The organism is Mesorhizobium hunchu (assembly GCF_040081975.1).
GTDB classification, from domain to species: Bacteria; Pseudomonadota; Alphaproteobacteria; order Rhizobiales; family Rhizobiaceae; genus Mesorhizobium; species Mesorhizobium hunchu.
In genome coordinates this window covers 36,763-55,764 of the sequence record NZ_JBEBMG010000017.1, presented here as the reverse complement: position 1 = coordinate 55,764, position 19,002 = coordinate 36,763, and the positions used below count along the sequence as shown (strand labels likewise).

Genomic DNA, 19,002 nt, shown 5'->3' with positions numbered 1-19,002 from the left:
ATCGCCTCACCCATCACTGCCACATCCTGGAGACCGGAAACGACAGCTTCCGCTTCAAGAACAGCTCCGCCCAGACCACACCAACAAAGAAGGAGAAAGCACCCACCTTGACCAAAACCTAAGACCCAAACCATACATGAAGGCGGGTCACTTCTCGGCGAAAATCCCGGGTCAGCTCTCAACGGAAATCAACACCTTGTCGGCCAAGAGCATTGCGCCCTCTGGAAGATCAGCGATGAGGTCTTCCGCCGAGGCGATGTCGCTCTTCTGACCTGCGGACAGCGTCAGTTTTATCGGCCTGCCCTGCGCATCGACAAGGGCGTGGATTTTGGTTGTCAGTCCGCCTCGGGAACGACCGAGACAATGATCTCGATCCCCCTTTTTGCCGTCGCACCCTGCTGGTGGACGCGAACAACAGAAGTGTCGATCATCTGCACCTTGCGATCGTGGGCTTTGGTGATGGCATCCATCAGGCGATCCCCGACACCTGCTTTTCGCCATCGAACGAAGCGATTGTAACAAGTGGTTCGCGGGCCGTAGCGCTCGGGCAGATCGCGCCATGGCGCACCGGATCGCAGCACCCAAAAGATGCCATTGAGCACCCGCCGGTCGTCGACACGCGGCACGCCTCGCGGCTTGTTGGGCAACAACGGCGCAATCATGCGCCATTCGAAGTCAGTCAGATCGTATCGGCTCATGATGAGCCTGAATCAGATTTCACCGAAGTAGGAAAGGCATAGTCGGGGAAGTGGGCAACGCGTAGCCTCATTCGGCCAGCCGACGCGCCAACTCTTTCTCAAGATTGTATAGGCGGCTTGTCCTGAGTTTCCGAAGGGACGAACTGAGGTGAGGCAATGTTTGAAGCTGCGAACGCACGCGAGCAATCTCCCGGCGGAGCCCTTCATTGTCATAACTGTCAGGCTTGTTGCCTCTGTCCTTCGTCCTCGTTCCCAACGTCTCACCTCAGCAAACGCGACCTTTTCGGTGATCGCAGCTTACCGGCGGCAGCGGCCGCTTTCTACCCAATCGCAGCCATTCCCATTTATGAGTTCACGGCCTAGGATTTCAAATTGTGAGCGAACTTTTCCGCCGAATTTAAAGCTGCAATATCCACGCCTGTTTGGAAGCCAAGTTGAGACAGGTGCTGCACCAACGAGCCGGTCCGCAGATTGCCGGCCGCCCCAGGCGCATAGGGGCATCCGCCAAGCCCGTCAGCCGCGGCGTCGAATGTTCGAACTCCAAGAGCCAGTGCGACATCGACATTCGCTAAGGCACCGCCGAACGTATCGTGGAAGTGGCATGCTATGCGATCTGGTGGCAGCTTGGCGACAACCCGCTCGAGCATCGCCTGCACACGTGCAGGCGATCCTCGCCCCAACGTATCCGCCACCGCAACCTCATCGCAGCCGAGTTTATCCAGCGACGAGACCACAGCCTCCACGGCATTCGGTTGAATCTCTCCTTCGAAGGGACAGTCAGTTGCGCAGGACACGTAACCTCTGACGCGTAGGCCGGCTTTATGCGCAAGTGCGAGCACCGGCCTGAAGCGATCCAGGCTTTCGGCGACGCTACAATTGATATTTTTCCTCGCAAACGTCTCCGAAGCGCTTGTAAAGACCGCCAATTCGTGTGCGCCCGCAGCGATTGCGTTTCTTGCGCCGTATTCATTGGGAACAAGAGCCGAGTAAACAACTCCCGGCCTTCGCACAGCGCCCTGCATGACCGCGTCGTGATCAAACATTTGTGGCACCCATTTCGGTGAGACGAATGCCGTCGCCTCGATAAATCGAAGCCCGGCCTCAACCAGCAACTCGATCAGCCGAAGCTTGTCCGCCGTCGCGATAATCGACTTCTCATTCTGCAACCCGTCACGCGGGCCTACTTCCACGATCGAGATCTCGTCGCCCGACATCAATGCACCGCGGCGTACATGATACTTTCCTCGGTGGCGTCTTCGATCGACATTTCTTCCACGATGCGTCCTTGTCGCGCCACCAGAATGCGGTCTGAGATGGAGAGAATTTCCGGCAGATAGGACGAAACGACCACCACCGCTGCGCCGGCATCCGCCAAATCCCGGATCATTGCGTGTATCTCGGCGATCGCACCCACGTCGACCCCACGTGTCGGCTCGTCGAAGATGATGATATTGGGCGCTTGTATAAGGCTTTTCGCTATGACTACCTTTTGCTGGTTGCCACCAGAAAGTTCGACCACGCGAGCATCGGCGCGGATCGTGCGAATGGTGAGCTTTTCCAGCCAGCCGGCAGCCTCGCGGCGCGCCTGCGCCATCGAGACCACGCTGATTGGATTGGCGCCTTTGGCCAACTTGCCGAAGAAGATGTTTTGAGAAATGCTCATCGTGTCGAAGATCCCGTCGAGTTTGCGGTCTTCGGTAATATAGGCAATGCCCTTGTTCACAGCCTGGCGGGGCACGGAGAATCTGACACTTTCTCCATTCAGCTTGACGCGCCCACCATGGAAGAAATCGCGCTTCAGGACGCCGGCCGCGATCTTCATCATTTCCGTGCGCCCCGCGCCGACCAGACCGAACATTCCAGTAATCTGGCCTGCGAATACCGACAACGTCGCGCTGCGAACCGTCTTGCCCATAGAGACGTTTTCAAGTGCGAGCGCCTTTGCGCCGGCCGGTCGCGCAGTGCGTTTGGCCTGCTCCCCGTACAGCTCATCTTTTAACTGCCGACCGACCATCGCCTGGACGATGCGGTCGCGCGTGAACATGGCGGCGGCGTCAGTTGCCACCAATTCGCCATCGCGCAGGACGCTGATCCGGTCCGCGATGGCCAGCGCTTCTTCCAGCGCATGGCTGATGAAAATGATTGAGTTGCCGTCCTGTTTCAGGCGTTCGACGAGCGCGAAGAAATGCTGCTTTTCTTCCGGTGTCAGTGTAGCCGTCGGCTCGTCGAAGATGAAAATCCTAGCATTGCGCTGCACCGCGCGGGCGATCTCCACCATCTGCTTCTTGGCAGCGCCGAGCGACGAGACGAGCGCGGTCGGCTCGACGTGAAAGCTTAAGCGCTGGAGCTGCTGCTGCGCCTTGATGTTGATGCCGCGCAGGCGGTTGAAGAAGTTTTCTTCTCCCAGGAACAGGTTCTGCGCCACCGTCATCGACGGGATCAGGTTCGTTTCTTGGAAAACCATCGCGACGCCGTGTCCCAGTGCGTCGATCGGAGACGAGAAGCTGCGTGCCTTTCCTTCAACGAACAGCTTTCCCGACGTAAGCGGATAAAGGCCCGCAAGCACCTTGGTCAGCGTCGATTTGCCCGCGCCGTTCTCGCCGAGAAGTGCATGAACTTCGCCTCTGGCAAGCGTGAAGTTGACATTCCGAAATGCAGGGACATTGCGAAACGACTTGGTCGCGTTGCGGAATTCGACAATCACCTCGCTCACGTCATCTCCTCCAGCGGCAGGCGCAGCAAGGCACCCGCGCCCCGCGCGGCGATGTAGAGGTGGCCGTCCCATTCAAGGATCGAGGCAATGCCGTGCATGTGACCATCAGCGCGAGAATGATAGCTGCTGACGGGCTGTAACTGCGCGTCCAGGTGAACCACCAAACCGTAGCTGCGTGATGGCGCCCATGGCTTCATGATCCCCATTTGCCGCACCGATCCGGATTGCAGGGGCTGGTCGCCATTCGCATGGTCACGAAAATCCGGCCCTATCCAGCTCTCTTGGGCAATGGTTGCCATCATCTCTCGCCGATAGTCGTCCTCGCGCAGAACCAACTCCGTCAGCTGTCGCCGCGGCGCAAACAAAGCCAGCCAAAAGCCGCCGTCGGATGCCGGACTGATCCGTGCCGGATAGGCCGGCAACTCACCCAGCATCACACGCGCTAACCCGCCGGCTGGCGGCATCGCCAAAAGCCGGTGCCTCCAGCTCTCGGAAACAATCAACTCACCGTTCGCGGCTATCTCAATGCCGTAAGGAAATGCCAGGGCATCACGAACAACCCGCGCTTCACCACTGGCGATATTGACGCTCACCACCCCACCTGACGCGCCGCGGCTCATCAGATCGCGCTTCCATTCGGTCCAGGGATGATGGCGCGAACCTACCGTCACCAGCAACTCGTTTTCCGACCGGAACAAGGCCGCGGTGATGCAACCATTGGCGTCGCCCAGATTGCGCGAATGCCATGCGCCGCCTGCGCAAATCTCGAGACCGCGTCCCTCGACGCCTACCGCGAGCACGCCGCCGGGCGATACGGCCACAGCTGTAATATGCCCTTCGAAGCTGCGAATTGGCGCGGTTTGCCATCCAGCGGGATCTACCGAAAACAAGGTGTCTCCGCTGCTGCAGATCAGGCGTGCGCCGTCAAGCGCCAGATTATCTATCTGCGGCAGGTGTAAAAGCCGTTCGGCGGCATCCAGCCGGCTATTGGGTTTGAGCTTGCCATCGAGGGGAGGGATGCTCAGCGCATCATCCTCGCTGCGGCCGAACCACTTGGCAAAGCGTGACCAGATCGTCATCAGGCCTGCCCCCAGTAGTCGCGCTGGGCAGTCCAGTCGGGATCGGCGTTGGGTAGTTTCACCCGACCGATGCGATTGTTTGAGACGCCGCCGAGATAGAGATACCCCTTGTGTTCGCAGCTAGAGGTGATCGACGGATGGTTCTTGCCATCCCGGTCCCATAGGACGTCGAGGAGTTCGCCTGTTTCTGAGATCTGGACGATACAGCCGCGATTGACGTTCGGAAACAACCATTCGTCCGCCGCGATCCTTCGTGCCATGCGGCGGCGAAAGGCGGGCTTGCGCATCGCCAGATCGAAGGTCGATGTCCGCAGACCGAGCAAGGCCACCCAAAAGGTTCCCTTCGAGCCGCGGTTGATGTTGTCGGGATAACCCGGCAAATTCGAGACGAATACCTCGCGCGTACCCTTCTTCGGTCCGTCGAACCAATAGCGGGAAATCCGGCACGCCCAGGTTTCGGCAAACAGCAGCGACTGGCCGTCGCGGCACATTGTGATGCCGTTGGGAAAGACCAGGCCGCGCAGGACGGTTGTGGTCCGGCCCGTGTTCGGGTCATGGCAGATCAGTCGTCCGTTGCCGCGACCTTCAAGGGCGTCGGTGACCCAATCCGCCATCTCGTATCGGATGGTCGCCTCGCTGAAGAAGATGCGTCCATCGGCTGCGATGTCGAGATCGTCGGGCAGACGCAGACGTGAATCGTCGATCACCGACACAAGGCTGCGGTTGGTCTCGTCGGTGATGCGAGCGACCGAGCCACTGGGGCTGACGCGATAGACCCCCATGCCGCCGACGCAGGTCAGCAGGTTCCCGTGGCGGTCGAAGGCAAGCCCGAGCGGATGTCCGCCAATGCGGGCGAAGATTTCACTGCGGCCATAGTCCGGCGCAAAAAAACGCACGATCGTGCCATGCCGCGTGCCGGTATAGAGGTTGTCGTCGGCATCGAGTACCACATCCTCCGGACCTTCCACGACGCCAAGACCAATCGGCTCGACCACGCCCAGGCGGTCGTTAAGTGCGTAAGGGTCATCCTGGCGCTCCGGGCGGGCAGGCAGCGCCAGATAGGTCGGCGAGACGTAGACTTTGGAGAGGATCTTGCCGCGGTTCTTCACCCATTTGGCGTCGAACAGCACAGCGAGGATCAGGATCAATCCCAAGACAAGCTGATTGACCGAGCCCGGCGTCGACATGCGGATCAGGCCGTTGGTCAATATCAGCACCAAAAGGGCACCAACGATGGCGTTGCCAACCGATCCGCGACCGCCGCCCAACGAAACGCCGCCGAGCACGACAGCGGTCAGGACGGAAATCTCCATGCCGATCCCCGTGTCGGCTCCCGTCGAGCCGAGACGCGCCGAAAACAAAAAAGCGGCGATCGCGACCAGCACACCGGACGAGGCATAGGCAAGACAGACGGTGCGCTTTACGTCGATGCCTGCGTTATAGGCGGATTTGCGTGCGCCTCCCACGGCGCGCAGACGCCAACCTGGGCGCAACCGCGACAGCGTCATGTGGATGATCAGGGCAATTGCCGCAAAGATGAGGAACGATACCGGAAATCCGTACAGAGTGCCGAACCCAAGATAATCCCACAATGTTGATTCAGGCGTATTGCCAACGATGGCGCTCGCCAGCCGAGGAAAGATGATGTCGTAGACGGCACGGTAGATCACCAGAGTGACCAGTGTCGTGATGAAAGCGCGGAGGCGCAGATAGCCGATCAAGAGGCCATTGAGCGTCCCGCAGATGGCGCCTGTACCCAGCGCCATGACAAGCGATACGCCGAGCGGCAGACCAAGAACGTTCATGCCGATAAGCGATGCAAGCACGCACAAGGCAAACGTCGACCCGACTGAAAGGTCGATGCCGCCTGACATCACCACAATGGTCAGCGCGAGTGCGACCAGTCCGAACTCGGCTAGTTGCCTGGACAGATCGGCCACATAGGCCACAGTGAAGATGCCTGGCACGAGAACGGCCATGGCCAGCAGCACCACAGCGAGCGCCGCCACGGGAATAGCGCTGTCGATCCAGCTCTTCGACAGGATTTCTCCGACCAGACGGCCGGAGAAAAACCGATAGCGCAACCGGGTGAGCGCATCGCTGTTTGTCATGAGCAGCGCTGCCTTACTTCAAATCGTCCAGCGTCCAGCAATTGCGCTGGTTCACATTGTCCTTGGTGATCAGCGTCAGCGGGTTGAAGTACATGGTCTTGACTTCGCCGGCGGGGCTGTCGGACATCAGAAGCCGGGCGATCTCCTGGTTGAGCAGGTCACCCTGAAGGGGCACGTTGTAGCTGATATAGAGGTTGAAGAGGCCGTTCTTGACGTTCTCGCAGCCGACCTGGTTGCCACCACCGGAGGTTACGAGAAACACCTGGTCGCTCTTGCCGGCTTCCTTAATGGCAGATGCGGTGCCGGTATCCTGATTGTCCCAGATTCCGATCGCGCCGCACAGATCGCCGTGCTGCTGCAGCACGGTCGCCATGATCGAGCGTGCCTTCTCGGGATTGTATTCGGTCGCCTGCTGCGACACGACCTGGATAGCAGGATGAGCGTCCAGAACCTTGTAGATGCCGTCCAGCTGGAACACGTCGGAGGCGGCGGTGGGGACGCCGGTATCGATTGCGACCTTGGTCGAAATGCCCTTGCCGGCATCGCACTTGTCGACGATCGCTTCGGCGGCCTTCTCGCCGATTTCGGTCCAATCGGCGCCGACATAGGAGTCGGTCGTCGTGTTCGATTCCAGATTGATCTGAATGACCTTGATGCCGGCGGCCTGAGCCTGTTTGAGCAAGCGGGCATAGGACTGGATGTCAGGATTGTGGACAACCATCAGATCCGGCTTTTCCGAAATCAGCGACTGGATCGCCTTGGTGCCCGCGTCCGTGCTCCACGCCGGATCCCTGATCTCGAACGAGTAGCCAAGTCGCGCAGCCTGCTTCTTCATCTGCGCAGCCCAACCCTCGGTCAGGTCGAAGCCCATCGAGAGCGGCACGAAGACAACCTTCTTGTCTTTCAGCGCCGTGTGGAAGGTGGTGCTGCGCGGGTTTTCCAGACCCTTGTCCTGCGCGTGCGCAACCGAAAGCCCAACTGCGATCGCGACCGCGGCGGCCAATGCCTGAACGAGTATTTTGATCTTCATGGTTTCCTCCCAGATGAATGAAGCGGTCTTTCCTACAGATCACCCTGCTGCGAGGTTTGCTCGTCGCGAGGGTTGACCAGGGAATCGACGACGATGGCCAGCAACAGCACCACGCCTTTGACGAGGTTCTGGATCGTGTAATCGATGTTCAAGATGGTCATGCCGTTGAGCAGGATGCCGACGAAGACGGTACCAAGAACGACATTGCGCACGCTGCCATGGCCGCCGTTGAGGCCGATCCCGCCCAGTACCACGACCAGCAAAATGTCGTAGATCATGGTCGAATTGAACAAGCGGGCATTGATGGCGGCGGCCGAGGAGGCAAGGATCAGGCCGGCGAGATAGGCGATAAAGGCGCTGATTGCATATTGCGCGACGACCATGAGCCGCGTCGGCAGGCCGGTCACGCGGGCTGTGTTGGGGTTGTTGCCCATGGCGTAGGTGGTCCAACCGAAACGGGTGCGGCTCAACACCAGTTGCATCACGATGCACAAGACAGCGAAGGCGATGATTGTGATGGGGATGCCGAAGAGACTGCCCTGTCCGATTAGCCGGAACCAGTCGGTGTCAGGCGGCACGTTTTGCATCTCCAGTGTAAAGAAGAATGTGCGGCCGGTTCCATAGATGACGGATCCAGCCGCCAAGGTCGCAAAGATGGGCGGAACATCACCAAACGCAATCAGCGTACCGATGCCTACCCCAGCCAGCAGTGCAAATCCGGCACCGATCAACAATGCGATTTCGAACGGATAACCCGCGCGGGTGATAACGAACGCCCATGAGACCGAAACCACCATCACCGCGATCATCGAGACATCGATGCCGCGTGCGATCACAACCAGTGCCATGCCGAGCGCGAGAATGCCGAGGATTGAGACGCTTCGCACCAGCACCAGGAGATTACCGGCGCTGAGAAAGCTTGGAAGCAGAACCGAAAACACCACGAATGCAACCAAGGCCAGCAGGAAGACAATGCCTTCCTGGCTTCGCAAAAGCCGCTCCACCCACGCCTTTGAACCCGCTTCCCTGCCAGCCGCGCTGCTCATTCTCCGGATGCCCCGTTACGCATGGTTTCAAGCAGTTCCCTTGCGCGATCGACGCGAACATCGTGCGTGCGCGCGAGTTCGCCAGCAATCTGGTCGATCTCCTCGCCGCTGGCGCCGGCAACAATCGCGATATTGCGCGCGTGCAGCGCCATATGACCTTTCTGGATCCCTTCCGTCGCCAATGCGCGAAGGGCGGCCATGTTTTGTGCCAGACCGACCGCTACGGTCACCTCTGCGAGTTCCTGAGCGGTTTGAACGCCAAGAACCTTCAGTGCCGCACGGGCGGCCGGATGCGTCTTGGTGGCGCCGCCGACGAGACCAAGCGCCATCGGCATTTCCAGTGTCCCTACCAAGGCCCCGTTCTCGCCGATCTCCCAGTTGGAGAGCGACGTATATCGGCCGGACCGCGCAGCCCACACATGGGCCCCGGCCTCTATGGCGCGCCAGTCATTGCCGGTAGCGACCACGATGGGATCGATGCCGTTCATGATACCTTTGTTGTGGGTGGCGGCGCGATAGGGGTCGACAATCGCGAAGGCGCAGGCTTCGACAATGCCACGCGCGATGCGCTCACCCGAATAGGCGCTGTTCGCGAGCGCCTCGGGTGTTACCGACACCATGGCGCGCGCCAGACGCAGATCGGCGAAGTTCGACAGAATGCGCAGCCGAACGGCGCCACCCGCAATCTGCTCGATCATCGGCGCGACCGCTTCGGCCATGGTATTGACGGTGTTTGCTCCCATTGCGTCGCGCACATCAACCAAAAGGTGCAGCGCAAGCATGGGACCGGCAGGCGTCTGCTCGAAGATATGGACTTCGATGTCCTGGCAGCCGCCGCCGAGCGAGACCAGCAATTTGTCCTTGGCGTTCGCGGCTGCGATGATCGCCTCGCGTTCGCGCAGCAATCTGGCACGTGCCCCGTGCAGATCGCGCACGTCGATAATCTGCACCTGTGCCCGCATAATGGGCCCGGTGCTCGACGTTTTAAACCCGCCACAGTCGCGCGCAATGCGCGCCATATAGGATGCAGCCGCGACAACGGAAGGCTCTTCGACCGCCATGGGGATCAGGTAGTCGCGACCATTGACGGTGAAATTGGTTGCCACGCCGATTGGCAATTCGAACGTGCCGACGACATTTTCGATCATGCCATTTGCCAGTGGAATTGGCAGACCGCCGCCGCTCAAGGCGGCGCGCTCCTGCGCGCTCAACGACACGGCGTCGGCCACCCGGCCAAGCCTGTCGGCGGGCGTCAGGTTGCGAATGTTTTCCAAACGCGAGTTGACGGCGGAACGGGTCCCACCCGATGCCAAGTCGACCAAGCATTTCCTCCCAGGACGCAAACTTCCTCTTGCACACAATCAGACAGATTTCGTACCCTTGTAAAAGGTACAGTTTTTGAAAAATCGAAGAAATTGTACCTCTTAGAGGAGCAGGCATGGCCGAATTGATTTCCCCGAAAAAGGGGGAGACCCTCGTGGAGGCGGTCACCGATCGGCTACAGCGCGATATCGAGCAGGGCATCCTGCCCGCCGGGTCGAAGTTGCCCTCGATACGGCGCGCGGCATTACAGTTCGGGATGTCGAAGAACACGATTGTCGATGCCTATGCGCGGTTGGTCTCCAGCGGGCATGCATCGGCGCGCCCGGGATCCGGTTTTACCGTCTAAGCTTTAAGCGGCGAGCGCCGGCGCCCCCGCCACGTCACGGAAGCGGTCGACATCGCGTCGCTTTTGAGCGCACAGCTGGAGCAGGATTTCGAAGTTCGCGTCGGCGATGGCCGTCCTCCGGCATCGTGGACCGAAGGATCGGAGATCAAGCGCTATCTCGGCATTCACGCACGCACATTGTCGGCCGACTCCGATGCGTACGGGTCTGCAATGGGACATCTTCCATTGCGCCAACTGCTGGCACGGCGCCTCGTCTCGCAGATGATCGAGGCCGGTCCCGACAGTCTCTTACTGACGTTCGGGGCCAATCACGCCCTTGACCTTATCATCCGCGCATTGGTCTCGCCGGGTGACACAGTCTTCGTCGACGATCCGGGCTATTATCCGCTGTTTGCCAAGCTCAAGCTTGCGCGTGCCAACGTGGTGGGAATCCGGCGCACGCCAGATGGACCGAGCGTGGAGGATTTTACGGCGAAAACCGACGCGCTGCGGGGAGGGCTTTTTTTTACCCAGTCGATCGGACACAACCCGACCGGCGGCTCGACCACCCTGCCGTTTGCGCATGCCATTCTCAACATCGCCGCCCGAAACCGGGTGATCGTCGTGGAAGACGATCCTTTCGCCGACCTCCCGATTGTCGGCGAAGACTGCCGTCTCGCCCGCCTCGACCAACTGGAGAACGTCATCTTCGTGGGCACCTACTCCAAGACACTGTCGGCGAGCCTTCGCTCCGGGTTTATCGCTGCACGGCCGGATCGGATCGCGGCACTGGCTGAGCTGAAGATGCTGACCACGGTCAACAGCTCCGGCCATATCGAATCTTTGATCCACCGGGTGATTGGCGACGGGCATTATGACCAGCACCTCAAGCGCCTTGGTCGCCGCATTCAGACCGCGGCGGCGCGCGTGAGGGGCAATCTGACAAAGGCTGGAATGCCGATCTTTTCTGATCGTACGGAGGGCTACTATCTCTACATGCAATTGCCGCCGGCCGTGGATGATATCGAACTGGCAAGGCGCGCTGCCAAGAAGGGACTGTTTATCGCGCCTGGCAGTTTGTTCTGCATCGACAAATCGAGCCGTCTGGCAAAGGGAATACGCGTGAACGTCTCGCGGGCAGACGATGATCGATTCTACAGCTTCGTCTTGAGCGAGATGGCGTAGTGGCACCAAGCGCAACCATCCCTGAACGAGAACGATGACGCCCACGCGCATTGCCGTACAGAATGTAGCCCCAGTTGCGCACAGACCCGCCTTCGGCACCGTGCGTGGCGGGAATTCGCCCTCAAAATGTGGACGTCGACCTTAGCGGCGACAACAGCACACGGTTGGCGCGAAGAACTTCGTCAATTCAATATATCCTCGACCACACTGTCGACGACCTCGTGAAGGCCGCTTGCCTGGAAGGAGAGGCGGTTTCCCGATCCTACATTGCTCGCCATGGCGATCGTCAGACCGCTGTCCGGATCATGTTGCATGACGCAGACATAGCCCGGGATGCTGCCCTGGTGGCCGTAAAAGGCGCGGTCGCCGTAGCTGCTGAGGAACAGGCCGGCACCAGTCTCGCGCATGCGCGTGCCGGGGAAGGAGACGGTTGCGCGCGAGCCGAACATCTCGTCAAACCATTTTGGCGCAATGACCTTGCCTGCGAACAGGCCGCGCATGAAGCCGACGAGATCGGCGGGCGTGGCGATCATGTCGCCGCAACCGTAGGCACCTGAATAGGGGAAGGTGTCGGAGGAATCCTGCAGTTCTTCCGAATAGGGCAAGACCCCTTCCATGCGCCACATCTCGCCACCTGCCGCCAGCGCGGTGGAAGCATTTTCCGGGGGAGGGGGACGGTGATAATAGCCGCGCACCAGCCGTTCGGCGGGAAACGACTCGCTGGCGGGCGACCAGGTATCGCGCAGACCGAGCGGCTCGAGCACCACCTGCCGCACATAAGCGCCGAGGGGCAGGCCAGTGACCTTCTCGATCAGCAGACCAGCCAGGACGTAGCCGGTGTTGTTGTAGACGGCGGTGCCGCCCGGTGCTTTCTGCCCACCCGCCTTGAAGGCGATGTCGACCAGGTCCCACGGCTTCCACACCCGGCCGGGATCCATCGGGATGTCGTATTCGAATTCCGGCAGGCCGCTGCGGTGGTTGACCAGTTGCCGGATGGAGATCTTGTCTCCACCCGGCAGGTCGGGGAACCAGCCGGCAATGGGCGCGCCCAGATCGATCTTGCCGTCCTCTGCCAGCCGCACCAGGGCGGCGGCGACGAAGGTCTTGGTGCAGCTGCCGATCTTGAAAAGCCTGTCGGGCGTGACCGGCATGCCGTCGCGACGGTCCGCCACGCCGGCCGTTGCGGTCTCCACCGGAGCGGTTGCGTCAGAGAAGGCCAGTGAAGCGCCCACCGCGCCCCGCTCGATATAGTCGGCCAGCAGGCCGCGGATTTCGTCTGCCTTGCGGGTCATCCGGCCTGTCCTATTCGGCAATGTCGACATGGGCGAAGTTCTGCCGGCCGAACGGGTCGAGAACGTAGTTCAGCACGCTCTTGCGCACCGGGATCGAGACGACGGAATGGGCGATCGGCTCCAGCGGCACCTGCTCCTTCAAGATGTCCTGAGCCTTGCGGTAGATGTCCGCGCGCTCAGTGGCATCAGCGGTTTCGCGGCCTTGCATGAGCAGCTTGTCGAAATCCCTGTCGCACCAGCGCGAGCGGTTGGATCCGCCGGCGATGCCTTCGCAGGTCAGCATGTAGCTCAGCATGTTGTCGGGATCGCCATTGTCGCTGCTGCCGCCGAGCAGGAAGGTGTCGTGTTCGCCGGCCGCCGTACGCTTCAGGTATTCGCCCCATTCGTAGGTGACGATCTCGGACTTCACGCCGACAGCCGCCCAATCCGCCTGGATCAGTTCCGCCATGCGGCGCGCATTGGGGTTGTAGGGGCGCGACACCGGCATCGCCCATAGCGTGAGCTTGAGATCGTCGGCATGGCCGGCCTCGGCCAGCAGCTTCTTTGCGCCTTCCGGATCGTACTCGACGGCGGCATCCTTGACCGCGCCGAGTTGCGCGGGCGGCACCACGCTGCCGGCCACCGTGCCGGCGCCTTCATAGACCGCGTCGACGATCGCCTGCCGGTTGACCGCCTTGGAAAGCGCCATACGCACCCTGACGTCGTCGAGCGGCTTGTGCTCGACATTGAAGCCCAGCACGCCGATGTTCTGTCCCTTGAGCTGGAGCACGTCGATGTTTGGATCGCCCTTCAGGCCGGCCACCGCGGAGGGCGGCGGCGGCGCCGCTACCTGGCACTCGTCGGCCTTGAGGCGTTCGACCCGCACAGTCGGTTCCGGCGTAATTGCGAAGACCAGCGTGTCGATCTTTGGGGCACCGCCCCAGTAGTCCTTGTTGGCGGTGTAACGGATCTGGCTGTCCAGCATATAGGCCTGGAGCATGAAAGGCCCGGTTCCGACCGGCTCCCTGTCGATCAGTTCCGGTGTGCCGGCGGCGACCATCTTCTGCGTCTGCTCCAGCGACATGATCGACATGTAGTCGAGCGCGATGCCGGAGAGGAACGTCACGTTAGGCGCGGTCAGGGTGAAGCGCACGGTGTAGTCGTCCACCTTCTCGATCTTGCCGATCATTGAACCGAGGCCGAGCGCGTTGAAATATTCGTACGAGGCGTTGCCGAGCTTGTGGTAGGGATTGTCCTCGTCGCGCTGGCGGTTGAACGTGTAGAGCACGTCGTCCGCGTTGAACTCCCGCGTGGGCGTGAAATGCGCACTGGAGTGGAATTTGACGCCCTTGCGCAGATGGAACGTATAGGTCTTGCCGTCGGGCGAGACGTCCCAGCTTTCCGCCAGCGCCGGTCCGATCTCGGTCGAGCCCGGCTTGAACTCGACCAGCCGATTGAAGATCGTCTTGGCGGCCGCGTCCATGGTGGAGTCGGCGGTGCCGATCATCGGTGTGAAGGTCTCGGGGCTTGCTTCGGAACAATAGACAAGCGTCTTGGCCGTGGCATGCCCGGCCACGAGGACAGACGACGCAAGCACGGCAGTGCGCAAGAGCTGCAGGGACTTCATTTCGGAAACTCTCCTGTTTGAGGATCTATGAAACGGTCCGGCGCCAGCGCAGCGCGGGCGACGCCGAGGGCGGCGATGTCGTCCGGCACCTTGTTGTCTCGCAGCAGTGCGGAGGCGATGCGGGCAAGGGCGAAGGAAACCTGGAAGCCGTAGCCACCCTGGCCCGCCAGCCAGAACAGGCCGGACAGGCGCGGATCGGTGCCCACCACGGGGGACCGGTCGGGCGAGAAGGTGCGCAAGCCGGCCCAGGGTGTATGAGGCCGGTCGATACGCAATTTCGTCGCCTGCTCGATGCGGTCGACGGCAGTAGCGACATCGATATCTTCGGGCCAGGCATCGCAGGGTGGTGAATCCGTCTCGTCGGCAAGCGAACCAATGAGCCGCCCGGCGTCCGGCTTGAAGTAGAAGCGTTCCCTGATGTCGACCACCAGCGGCCAATGACGTGTATCGTAGCCCGGCGCGTCGAAGATGAAGGCGGTCCGTCGCTTGGGTGCAAGGCCGATCCGCGCCAGGCCTGCCCGCTCGGCGACCGTATCGGCCCAGGCGCCGGCCGCGTTGACCACGAAGTCCGCGTCATACGCGCCGGAAGTGGTGGCGACACGCAGGCCCTCGCCGTGTCGCTCGATGCGCAGTACTTCCTCGTTCAGGCGGATAGCGCCGTCACTATCGCGGAACGCGGATGCGCAGCTTTGCACCACCTTGCCGGTGTCGATGTCCATGGCATCCGGCTCGTATACGCCGCCGCAGGTCGCAGCGATGTCGATCACAGGGACCATTTCGGCCACTTCGGAAGCCGTCAGACGCCTTATGCCCGGCAACAATGCCTGCGCTTCCCGGGCAAGGGCGTCGACCCTTTCGACATCTGCGGCTTCACCGAAATGAAGGGCTCCACGTCGATGCTCGAAATAGCCCCCGCTGGCCAGCGCTTCCCGACTTGCCAGCGACAGTGCCCGTATCAGCGCATTGCCATAGGACTCCGAAAACAGCGCCGCCGACCGGCCTGAGGCGTGGTAGCCGAGCTGGCTTTCGCGCTCGATCACCGTGACAGACGCCCATTCCTGCAGCGCCAGCGCGACGGTGAGACCCGCCACGCCGCCGCCGACCACGATGATCCTTGCTGATCCCGACATGCGCCGATGCTAGAAAGAGATATTCGTATCGTCAATAAATTTAGCGTATAATAAAATTTTGGCTCGATGTTGATGTGTCCAATAAGCGGGATTAGGTAGGTCCAGAGCGCGCATCAGGAGGAAATCCATGCAGGAACAACCCAGGCTCGGGGACTGCCTGCGCAGTCTGCGCCGGAAGCATGGCTGGACCTTGCAGGATGTCAGCACGCTGACCGGCGTCGCCGTATCGACCCTGTCGAAGGTCGAGAACGACCAGATGTCGCTGAGCTACGACAAGCTGCTGCAGGTGTGCGAAGGGCTGGGCATCCACGTCACCGAACTGCTCAGCGGCAGCGGGAAGGAGCCTTCGCCGCGCACGCGCCGCTCCGTCACCCAACCGGCCAACACCTTGCGCCAACTCACTCGAAATTATGACTATTACTATCTGGCCACCGATCTCGTGCGCAAACGCATGGTTCCGATCCGGGCTTTCGCGCGAGCCCGCAGCCTCGATCAATTCGGCCCCCTGACGCGGCACGCCGGCGAGGAGTTCCTCATCGTGCTGAAAGGCGAAATCGAACTGCATACCGACCAGTATGCGCCGGTACGGCTGAAGCAGGGTGAAAGCGTCTATATCGATTCCACCATGGGCCATGCCTATCTTTCGGTGGGCGAGGGGGATGCCGAAATGCTGTGTGTCTGTTCCGGCGAAGAACCGGAAATGGAACAGACGCTGCTCAGCCTCAATGTGATCGAGCCGGCGGCCGACAGCCTCGACTAGATAGTTTGACCTGTGCGGCCCCAGGAACACTTAAATTGCAAGTGGGCGACGGCAGCGATGCGCGCCAACGACGTCATCCCCTTCATTCGTGGCTGGTCCTCACATACTGCTCGGCCGGTATTGCGGCGGAGAGCGCCATTCCAGTAAATTGGCAGGCATGATCTTAGATGTCTAACACAGGCGCCGGTACCGCTTTACCGTCAACGGTCAGCAACTGGCGCTCATTTTCCATTCGCGACAAAAGGTCTTCTTTCGCGGAATCGCAATGCTCCTTTACGGCAAGCATTGCACGCTCGGGATCGCGGGAGCGGATCGCCTCGACGATGTTTCGATGCTGGCGCACGATTTCGTAGGTGCGGTCCTGGCTGAGGCCGAATCGGTAGCGCAAGCTGATCACCAGTTCCCATCCCTGATCGAGAATATAAGAGGCTTCTGGATTGTCGGCCACCTGAGCTATGAAGCTGTGAAAAGCCTTGTTCGCTGCGGACATGTCTTCCGCGACGCCCGTTGCCGCTGCAATCTCATGTTGGCCACAAAGCCTGTCGAGCGTCTTCAATTCTTCATCGGTGATACGTTGCGTCGCGCGGCGCACCAAAAGCCCCTCGATGGCGGCGCGTGTATCGTGGATATCCGCCACGAATTTGGGCGTAACCGGGCGCAGGATGGCACCTTTGTGCGGTTCCAGCACGACTAGCCGTTCGCCGGCCAGGTGCAGCAATGCTTCCCTTACGGGAATATGACTGATGCCATAGCGCTTACTCAGTTCATCGACCCTAAGCCGCACCCCCGGCGCCAGATTGCCCAGAACAATGTCGCGCCTGATTGCGTTCAGCAGCCGCTCTGAGACCGTTTCGGAAATGGGATTTGCCACCACTGGCGATTGCCTCTCACAACGCGTCCCGACCAACCAACGATACAACATTGTGCGTCCCTGCGTAAAAGGCCGGTTGCATCGTTTTCCATATTATATATAATATAGATCTCAATGCCAAGACGACTCCGTTGGCGGGAGGTGCTTCCAGCGGAGACACAGGGAGGAAAGACATGGCGCTGAAGTCAGGCGAAGACATTGTTGTCGAATCGGCGGTGCGGTTGCATCGCCGGCAACTTCTGCAAATGTTGGCGGCGGGGACCGCCCTAGCACTTGTTCCAGGAGTGACGGCAGGTCCGGCCCATGCTCAGGAAACGCCGGCCAAGGGCGGGGTGCTTCGCGTGTCGGCTCCCTTCAATCCGTCCAGTCTCGATCCGGTTACCAGCGGTGCCGGCTCCGATCACATGATCCTTTATTCCCTTTACGACACGCTGGTGGATTTCGAACCAGCGACACTCCAGCCGAGGCCCGGCCTGTCGACTGAATGGAAGTTCGAGACTCCGACCCGCCTCGTCATGACGCTGCGGGAAGGCGTGAAGTTCCATGACGGCACGGACTTCGACGCGGAGGCGGTCAAGGCAAACCTGGATCGTGCGCTCAACCATCCCCGGTCGACGGCAAAAGGCGATCTCGCGTCCGTCAAATCCGTCGAAGTGATCGACAGCCACCGCGTTGCAATCAACACGGATCGTCCCGATACGGCGCTGCCGCTGATCCTCGCCGACCGGCCGGGGATGATGGTCTCGCCCACTGCTTTCAATGAGGCCCCGGAGCGTTTCATCGATCGCACGCCGGTAGGCACCGGCCCCTTCAGCTTCGTTCGCTGGAATGACGGCGACGTGGTCGAGATGAAGCGCTTCGACGGGTATTGGGAAGACGGTATCCCATACCTCGACGGCATCGTCTTCCGTATCATAACCGATCTGAACACCGGCCTGCGTTCGGTCATCGCCGGAGAAAGCGACTTCGTCTATCGCCTCAATCCACAGCAGAAACTTGTTGCTGATCGCATGGGTGATCGGGTGGTCGTGCGCAGCTCTCCAACGATTGCCAACTATCATATCGTTTTCAACTACGCGAAAGCACCGCTGAACGACGAGCGGGTGCGGCAGGCCATCAACTACGCAGTGGACCGCGACGCCTTCAATAAGGCAGCTCTTCTGGGGCTCGGAACCGTGGCGCAGACAATGTTGCCACCCGGCTACTGGGCCCACGATTCGTCCCTCGACGGCTTCTACAAGCTCGACCGCGGCAAGGCGCGCGCGCTGCTGGCCGAGGCCGGATATCCAGACGGATTCGAACTCAAATACTACAGCAACGCCGACCAATCCTCGCAGCAGCGCGCCGAGGTCATCATGGAGCAGTTGCGCCAGGTGGGAATCCGCTGCGTTCTGACGACAGGCTCCAATGCGGACATGTTCCAGCGGTTCATGGTGCAGGGTGAGGGCGACGCCATGATGGTGAACTGGACGGGCCGTCCAGATCCGGTCCAGTGCTTCCTGTTCATTTATGGCGAGCAGGGCGCCAACAATGCCGGCAAGGTACCGCCGCCGAAGGATTTGGCTGATGCCATCGCGGCCGCGCAGGCTGGGGTCACGCAGGATGAGCGCAAACCTGCCTTCGCCCGGGCCGAACGTGCGGCGCTGGAGCATGCGCTGTCATGCGAGGTTGCCTTCGTTCCAGGCATCGAGGTGCACGGGAAGAATGTCGGCGGCTATGAGCCAAGCCTCTTGGGCAAGCCGAAATTCAACCGGTTGTTCCTGAAAGCCTGAGCGTTTCTCGCGAACCGGCTGGCGCATCGGTGCCAGCCGGCCATTCGTGTCGATCACGTCT

Annotated in this window: 15 protein-coding genes and 2 pseudogenes; 5 read left to right on the top strand and 12 right to left on the bottom strand. The window is 60.7% G+C overall.

Annotated features, from left to right (window positions below; translation table 11 throughout):
* Nucleotides 1-122: pseudogene (locus tag ABMA46_RS20390) on the top strand (ATP-binding protein); the annotation flags it as partial.
* Between the two features lie 73 nt (nucleotides 123-195).
* On the opposite strand, the pseudogene ABMA46_RS20385 reads toward ABMA46_RS20390, so the two are convergent.
* The 8 genes and pseudogenes from ABMA46_RS20385 to ABMA46_RS20350 form a co-directional block, all read right to left on the bottom strand.
* Nucleotides 196-698, bottom strand: a pseudogene (locus ABMA46_RS20385) (IS5 family transposase); the annotation flags it as partial.
* 359 nt (nucleotides 699-1,057) lie between these two features.
* Complete coding sequence (locus ABMA46_RS20380) at nucleotides 1,058-1,912, bottom strand: hydroxymethylglutaryl-CoA lyase (RefSeq protein WP_349001837.1); 855 nt, start codon at nucleotides 1,910-1,912, stop codon at nucleotides 1,058-1,060.
* Nucleotides 1,912-3,411 carry a sugar ABC transporter ATP-binding protein gene (locus ABMA46_RS20375; protein ID WP_349001836.1) on the bottom strand — a complete coding sequence of 500 codons (1,500 nt, stop codon included), beginning with the start codon at nucleotides 3,409-3,411 and terminating at the stop codon, nucleotides 1,912-1,914. Before ABMA46_RS20375 ends, ABMA46_RS20380 begins: the two co-directional genes overlap by 1 nt.
* Nucleotides 3,408-4,490, bottom strand: a complete 1,083-nt coding sequence (locus tag ABMA46_RS20370; RefSeq protein ID WP_349001835.1) for an SMP-30/gluconolactonase/LRE family protein — start codon at nucleotides 4,488-4,490, stop codon at nucleotides 3,408-3,410. The genes ABMA46_RS20375 and ABMA46_RS20370 overlap by 4 nt, the downstream gene beginning before the upstream one ends.
* On the bottom strand, nucleotides 4,490-6,601 hold the full coding sequence (locus tag ABMA46_RS20365) for an ABC transporter permease (protein WP_349001834.1): 2,112 nt from the start codon (nucleotides 6,599-6,601) through the stop codon (nucleotides 4,490-4,492). Before ABMA46_RS20365 ends, ABMA46_RS20370 begins: the two co-directional genes overlap by 1 nt.
* A gap of 13 nt (nucleotides 6,602-6,614) precedes the next feature.
* Nucleotides 6,615-7,631 (bottom strand): sugar ABC transporter substrate-binding protein, encoded by a 1,017-nt coding sequence (locus ABMA46_RS20360; protein WP_349001833.1) that lies wholly within the window; start codon nucleotides 7,629-7,631, stop codon nucleotides 6,615-6,617.
* Between the two features lie 32 nt (nucleotides 7,632-7,663).
* The gene (locus ABMA46_RS20355; RefSeq protein WP_349001832.1) at nucleotides 7,664-8,677 is read right to left on the bottom strand and encodes an ABC transporter permease; all 1,014 of its coding nucleotides are present in this window, start codon (nucleotides 8,675-8,677) and stop codon (nucleotides 7,664-7,666) included.
* Nucleotides 8,674-9,999 carry a hydroxymethylglutaryl-CoA reductase, degradative gene (locus tag ABMA46_RS20350; RefSeq protein ID WP_349001831.1) on the bottom strand — a complete coding sequence of 442 codons (1,326 nt, stop codon included), beginning with the start codon at nucleotides 9,997-9,999 and terminating at the stop codon, nucleotides 8,674-8,676. The genes ABMA46_RS20355 and ABMA46_RS20350 overlap by 4 nt, the downstream gene beginning before the upstream one ends.
* A 116-nt stretch (nucleotides 10,000-10,115) precedes the next feature.
* Between ABMA46_RS20350 and ABMA46_RS20345 the strand changes: the two genes are divergently transcribed.
* Together ABMA46_RS20345 and ABMA46_RS20340 are read left to right on the top strand one after the other, a co-directional pair.
* A complete protein-coding gene (locus tag ABMA46_RS20345) occupies nucleotides 10,116-10,346 on the top strand; it encodes a GntR family transcriptional regulator (protein WP_349001830.1) in 231 nt (76 codons plus the stop codon).
* 63 nt (nucleotides 10,347-10,409) lie between these two features.
* Nucleotides 10,410-11,510 carry an aminotransferase-like domain-containing protein gene (locus ABMA46_RS20340; RefSeq protein WP_349001829.1) on the top strand — a complete coding sequence of 367 codons (1,101 nt, stop codon included), beginning with the start codon at nucleotides 10,410-10,412 and terminating at the stop codon, nucleotides 11,508-11,510.
* 182 nt (nucleotides 11,511-11,692) lie between these two features.
* Here ABMA46_RS20340 and ABMA46_RS20335 read toward each other — a convergent pair whose 3' ends face one another.
* The 3 genes from ABMA46_RS20335 to ABMA46_RS20325 are packed head-to-tail and all read right to left on the bottom strand — an operon-like array spanning nucleotide 11,693 to nucleotide 15,538.
* Nucleotides 11,693-12,802 (bottom strand): serine hydrolase domain-containing protein, encoded by a 1,110-nt coding sequence (locus ABMA46_RS20335; RefSeq protein WP_349001828.1) that lies wholly within the window; start codon nucleotides 12,800-12,802, stop codon nucleotides 11,693-11,695.
* A gap of 10 nt (nucleotides 12,803-12,812) precedes the next feature.
* A complete protein-coding gene (locus tag ABMA46_RS20330; RefSeq protein ID WP_349001827.1) occupies nucleotides 12,813-14,408 on the bottom strand; it encodes an ABC transporter substrate-binding protein in 1,596 nt (531 codons plus the stop codon).
* Nucleotides 14,405-15,538, bottom strand: coding sequence for an NAD(P)/FAD-dependent oxidoreductase (locus tag ABMA46_RS20325; protein ID WP_349001826.1), 1,134 nt, complete (start codon nucleotides 15,536-15,538; stop codon nucleotides 14,405-14,407). The genes ABMA46_RS20330 and ABMA46_RS20325 overlap by 4 nt, the downstream gene beginning before the upstream one ends.
* A gap of 127 nt (nucleotides 15,539-15,665) precedes the next feature.
* On the opposite strand from ABMA46_RS20325, the gene ABMA46_RS20320 reads away from it, so the two are divergent.
* Nucleotides 15,666-16,298, top strand: a complete 633-nt coding sequence (locus tag ABMA46_RS20320) for a helix-turn-helix domain-containing protein (RefSeq protein WP_349001825.1) — start codon at nucleotides 15,666-15,668, stop codon at nucleotides 16,296-16,298.
* 163 nt (nucleotides 16,299-16,461) lie between these two features.
* Here ABMA46_RS20320 and ABMA46_RS20315 read toward each other — a convergent pair whose 3' ends face one another.
* Nucleotides 16,462-17,169 carry a GntR family transcriptional regulator gene (locus tag ABMA46_RS20315; protein ID WP_349001824.1) on the bottom strand — a complete coding sequence of 236 codons (708 nt, stop codon included), beginning with the start codon at nucleotides 17,167-17,169 and terminating at the stop codon, nucleotides 16,462-16,464.
* 173 nt (nucleotides 17,170-17,342) lie between these two features.
* On the opposite strand from ABMA46_RS20315, the gene ABMA46_RS20310 reads away from it, so the two are divergent.
* A complete protein-coding gene (locus ABMA46_RS20310; protein ID WP_349001823.1) occupies nucleotides 17,343-18,941 on the top strand; it encodes an ABC transporter substrate-binding protein in 1,599 nt (532 codons plus the stop codon).
* Nucleotides 18,942-19,002: the final 61 nt, after the last annotated feature.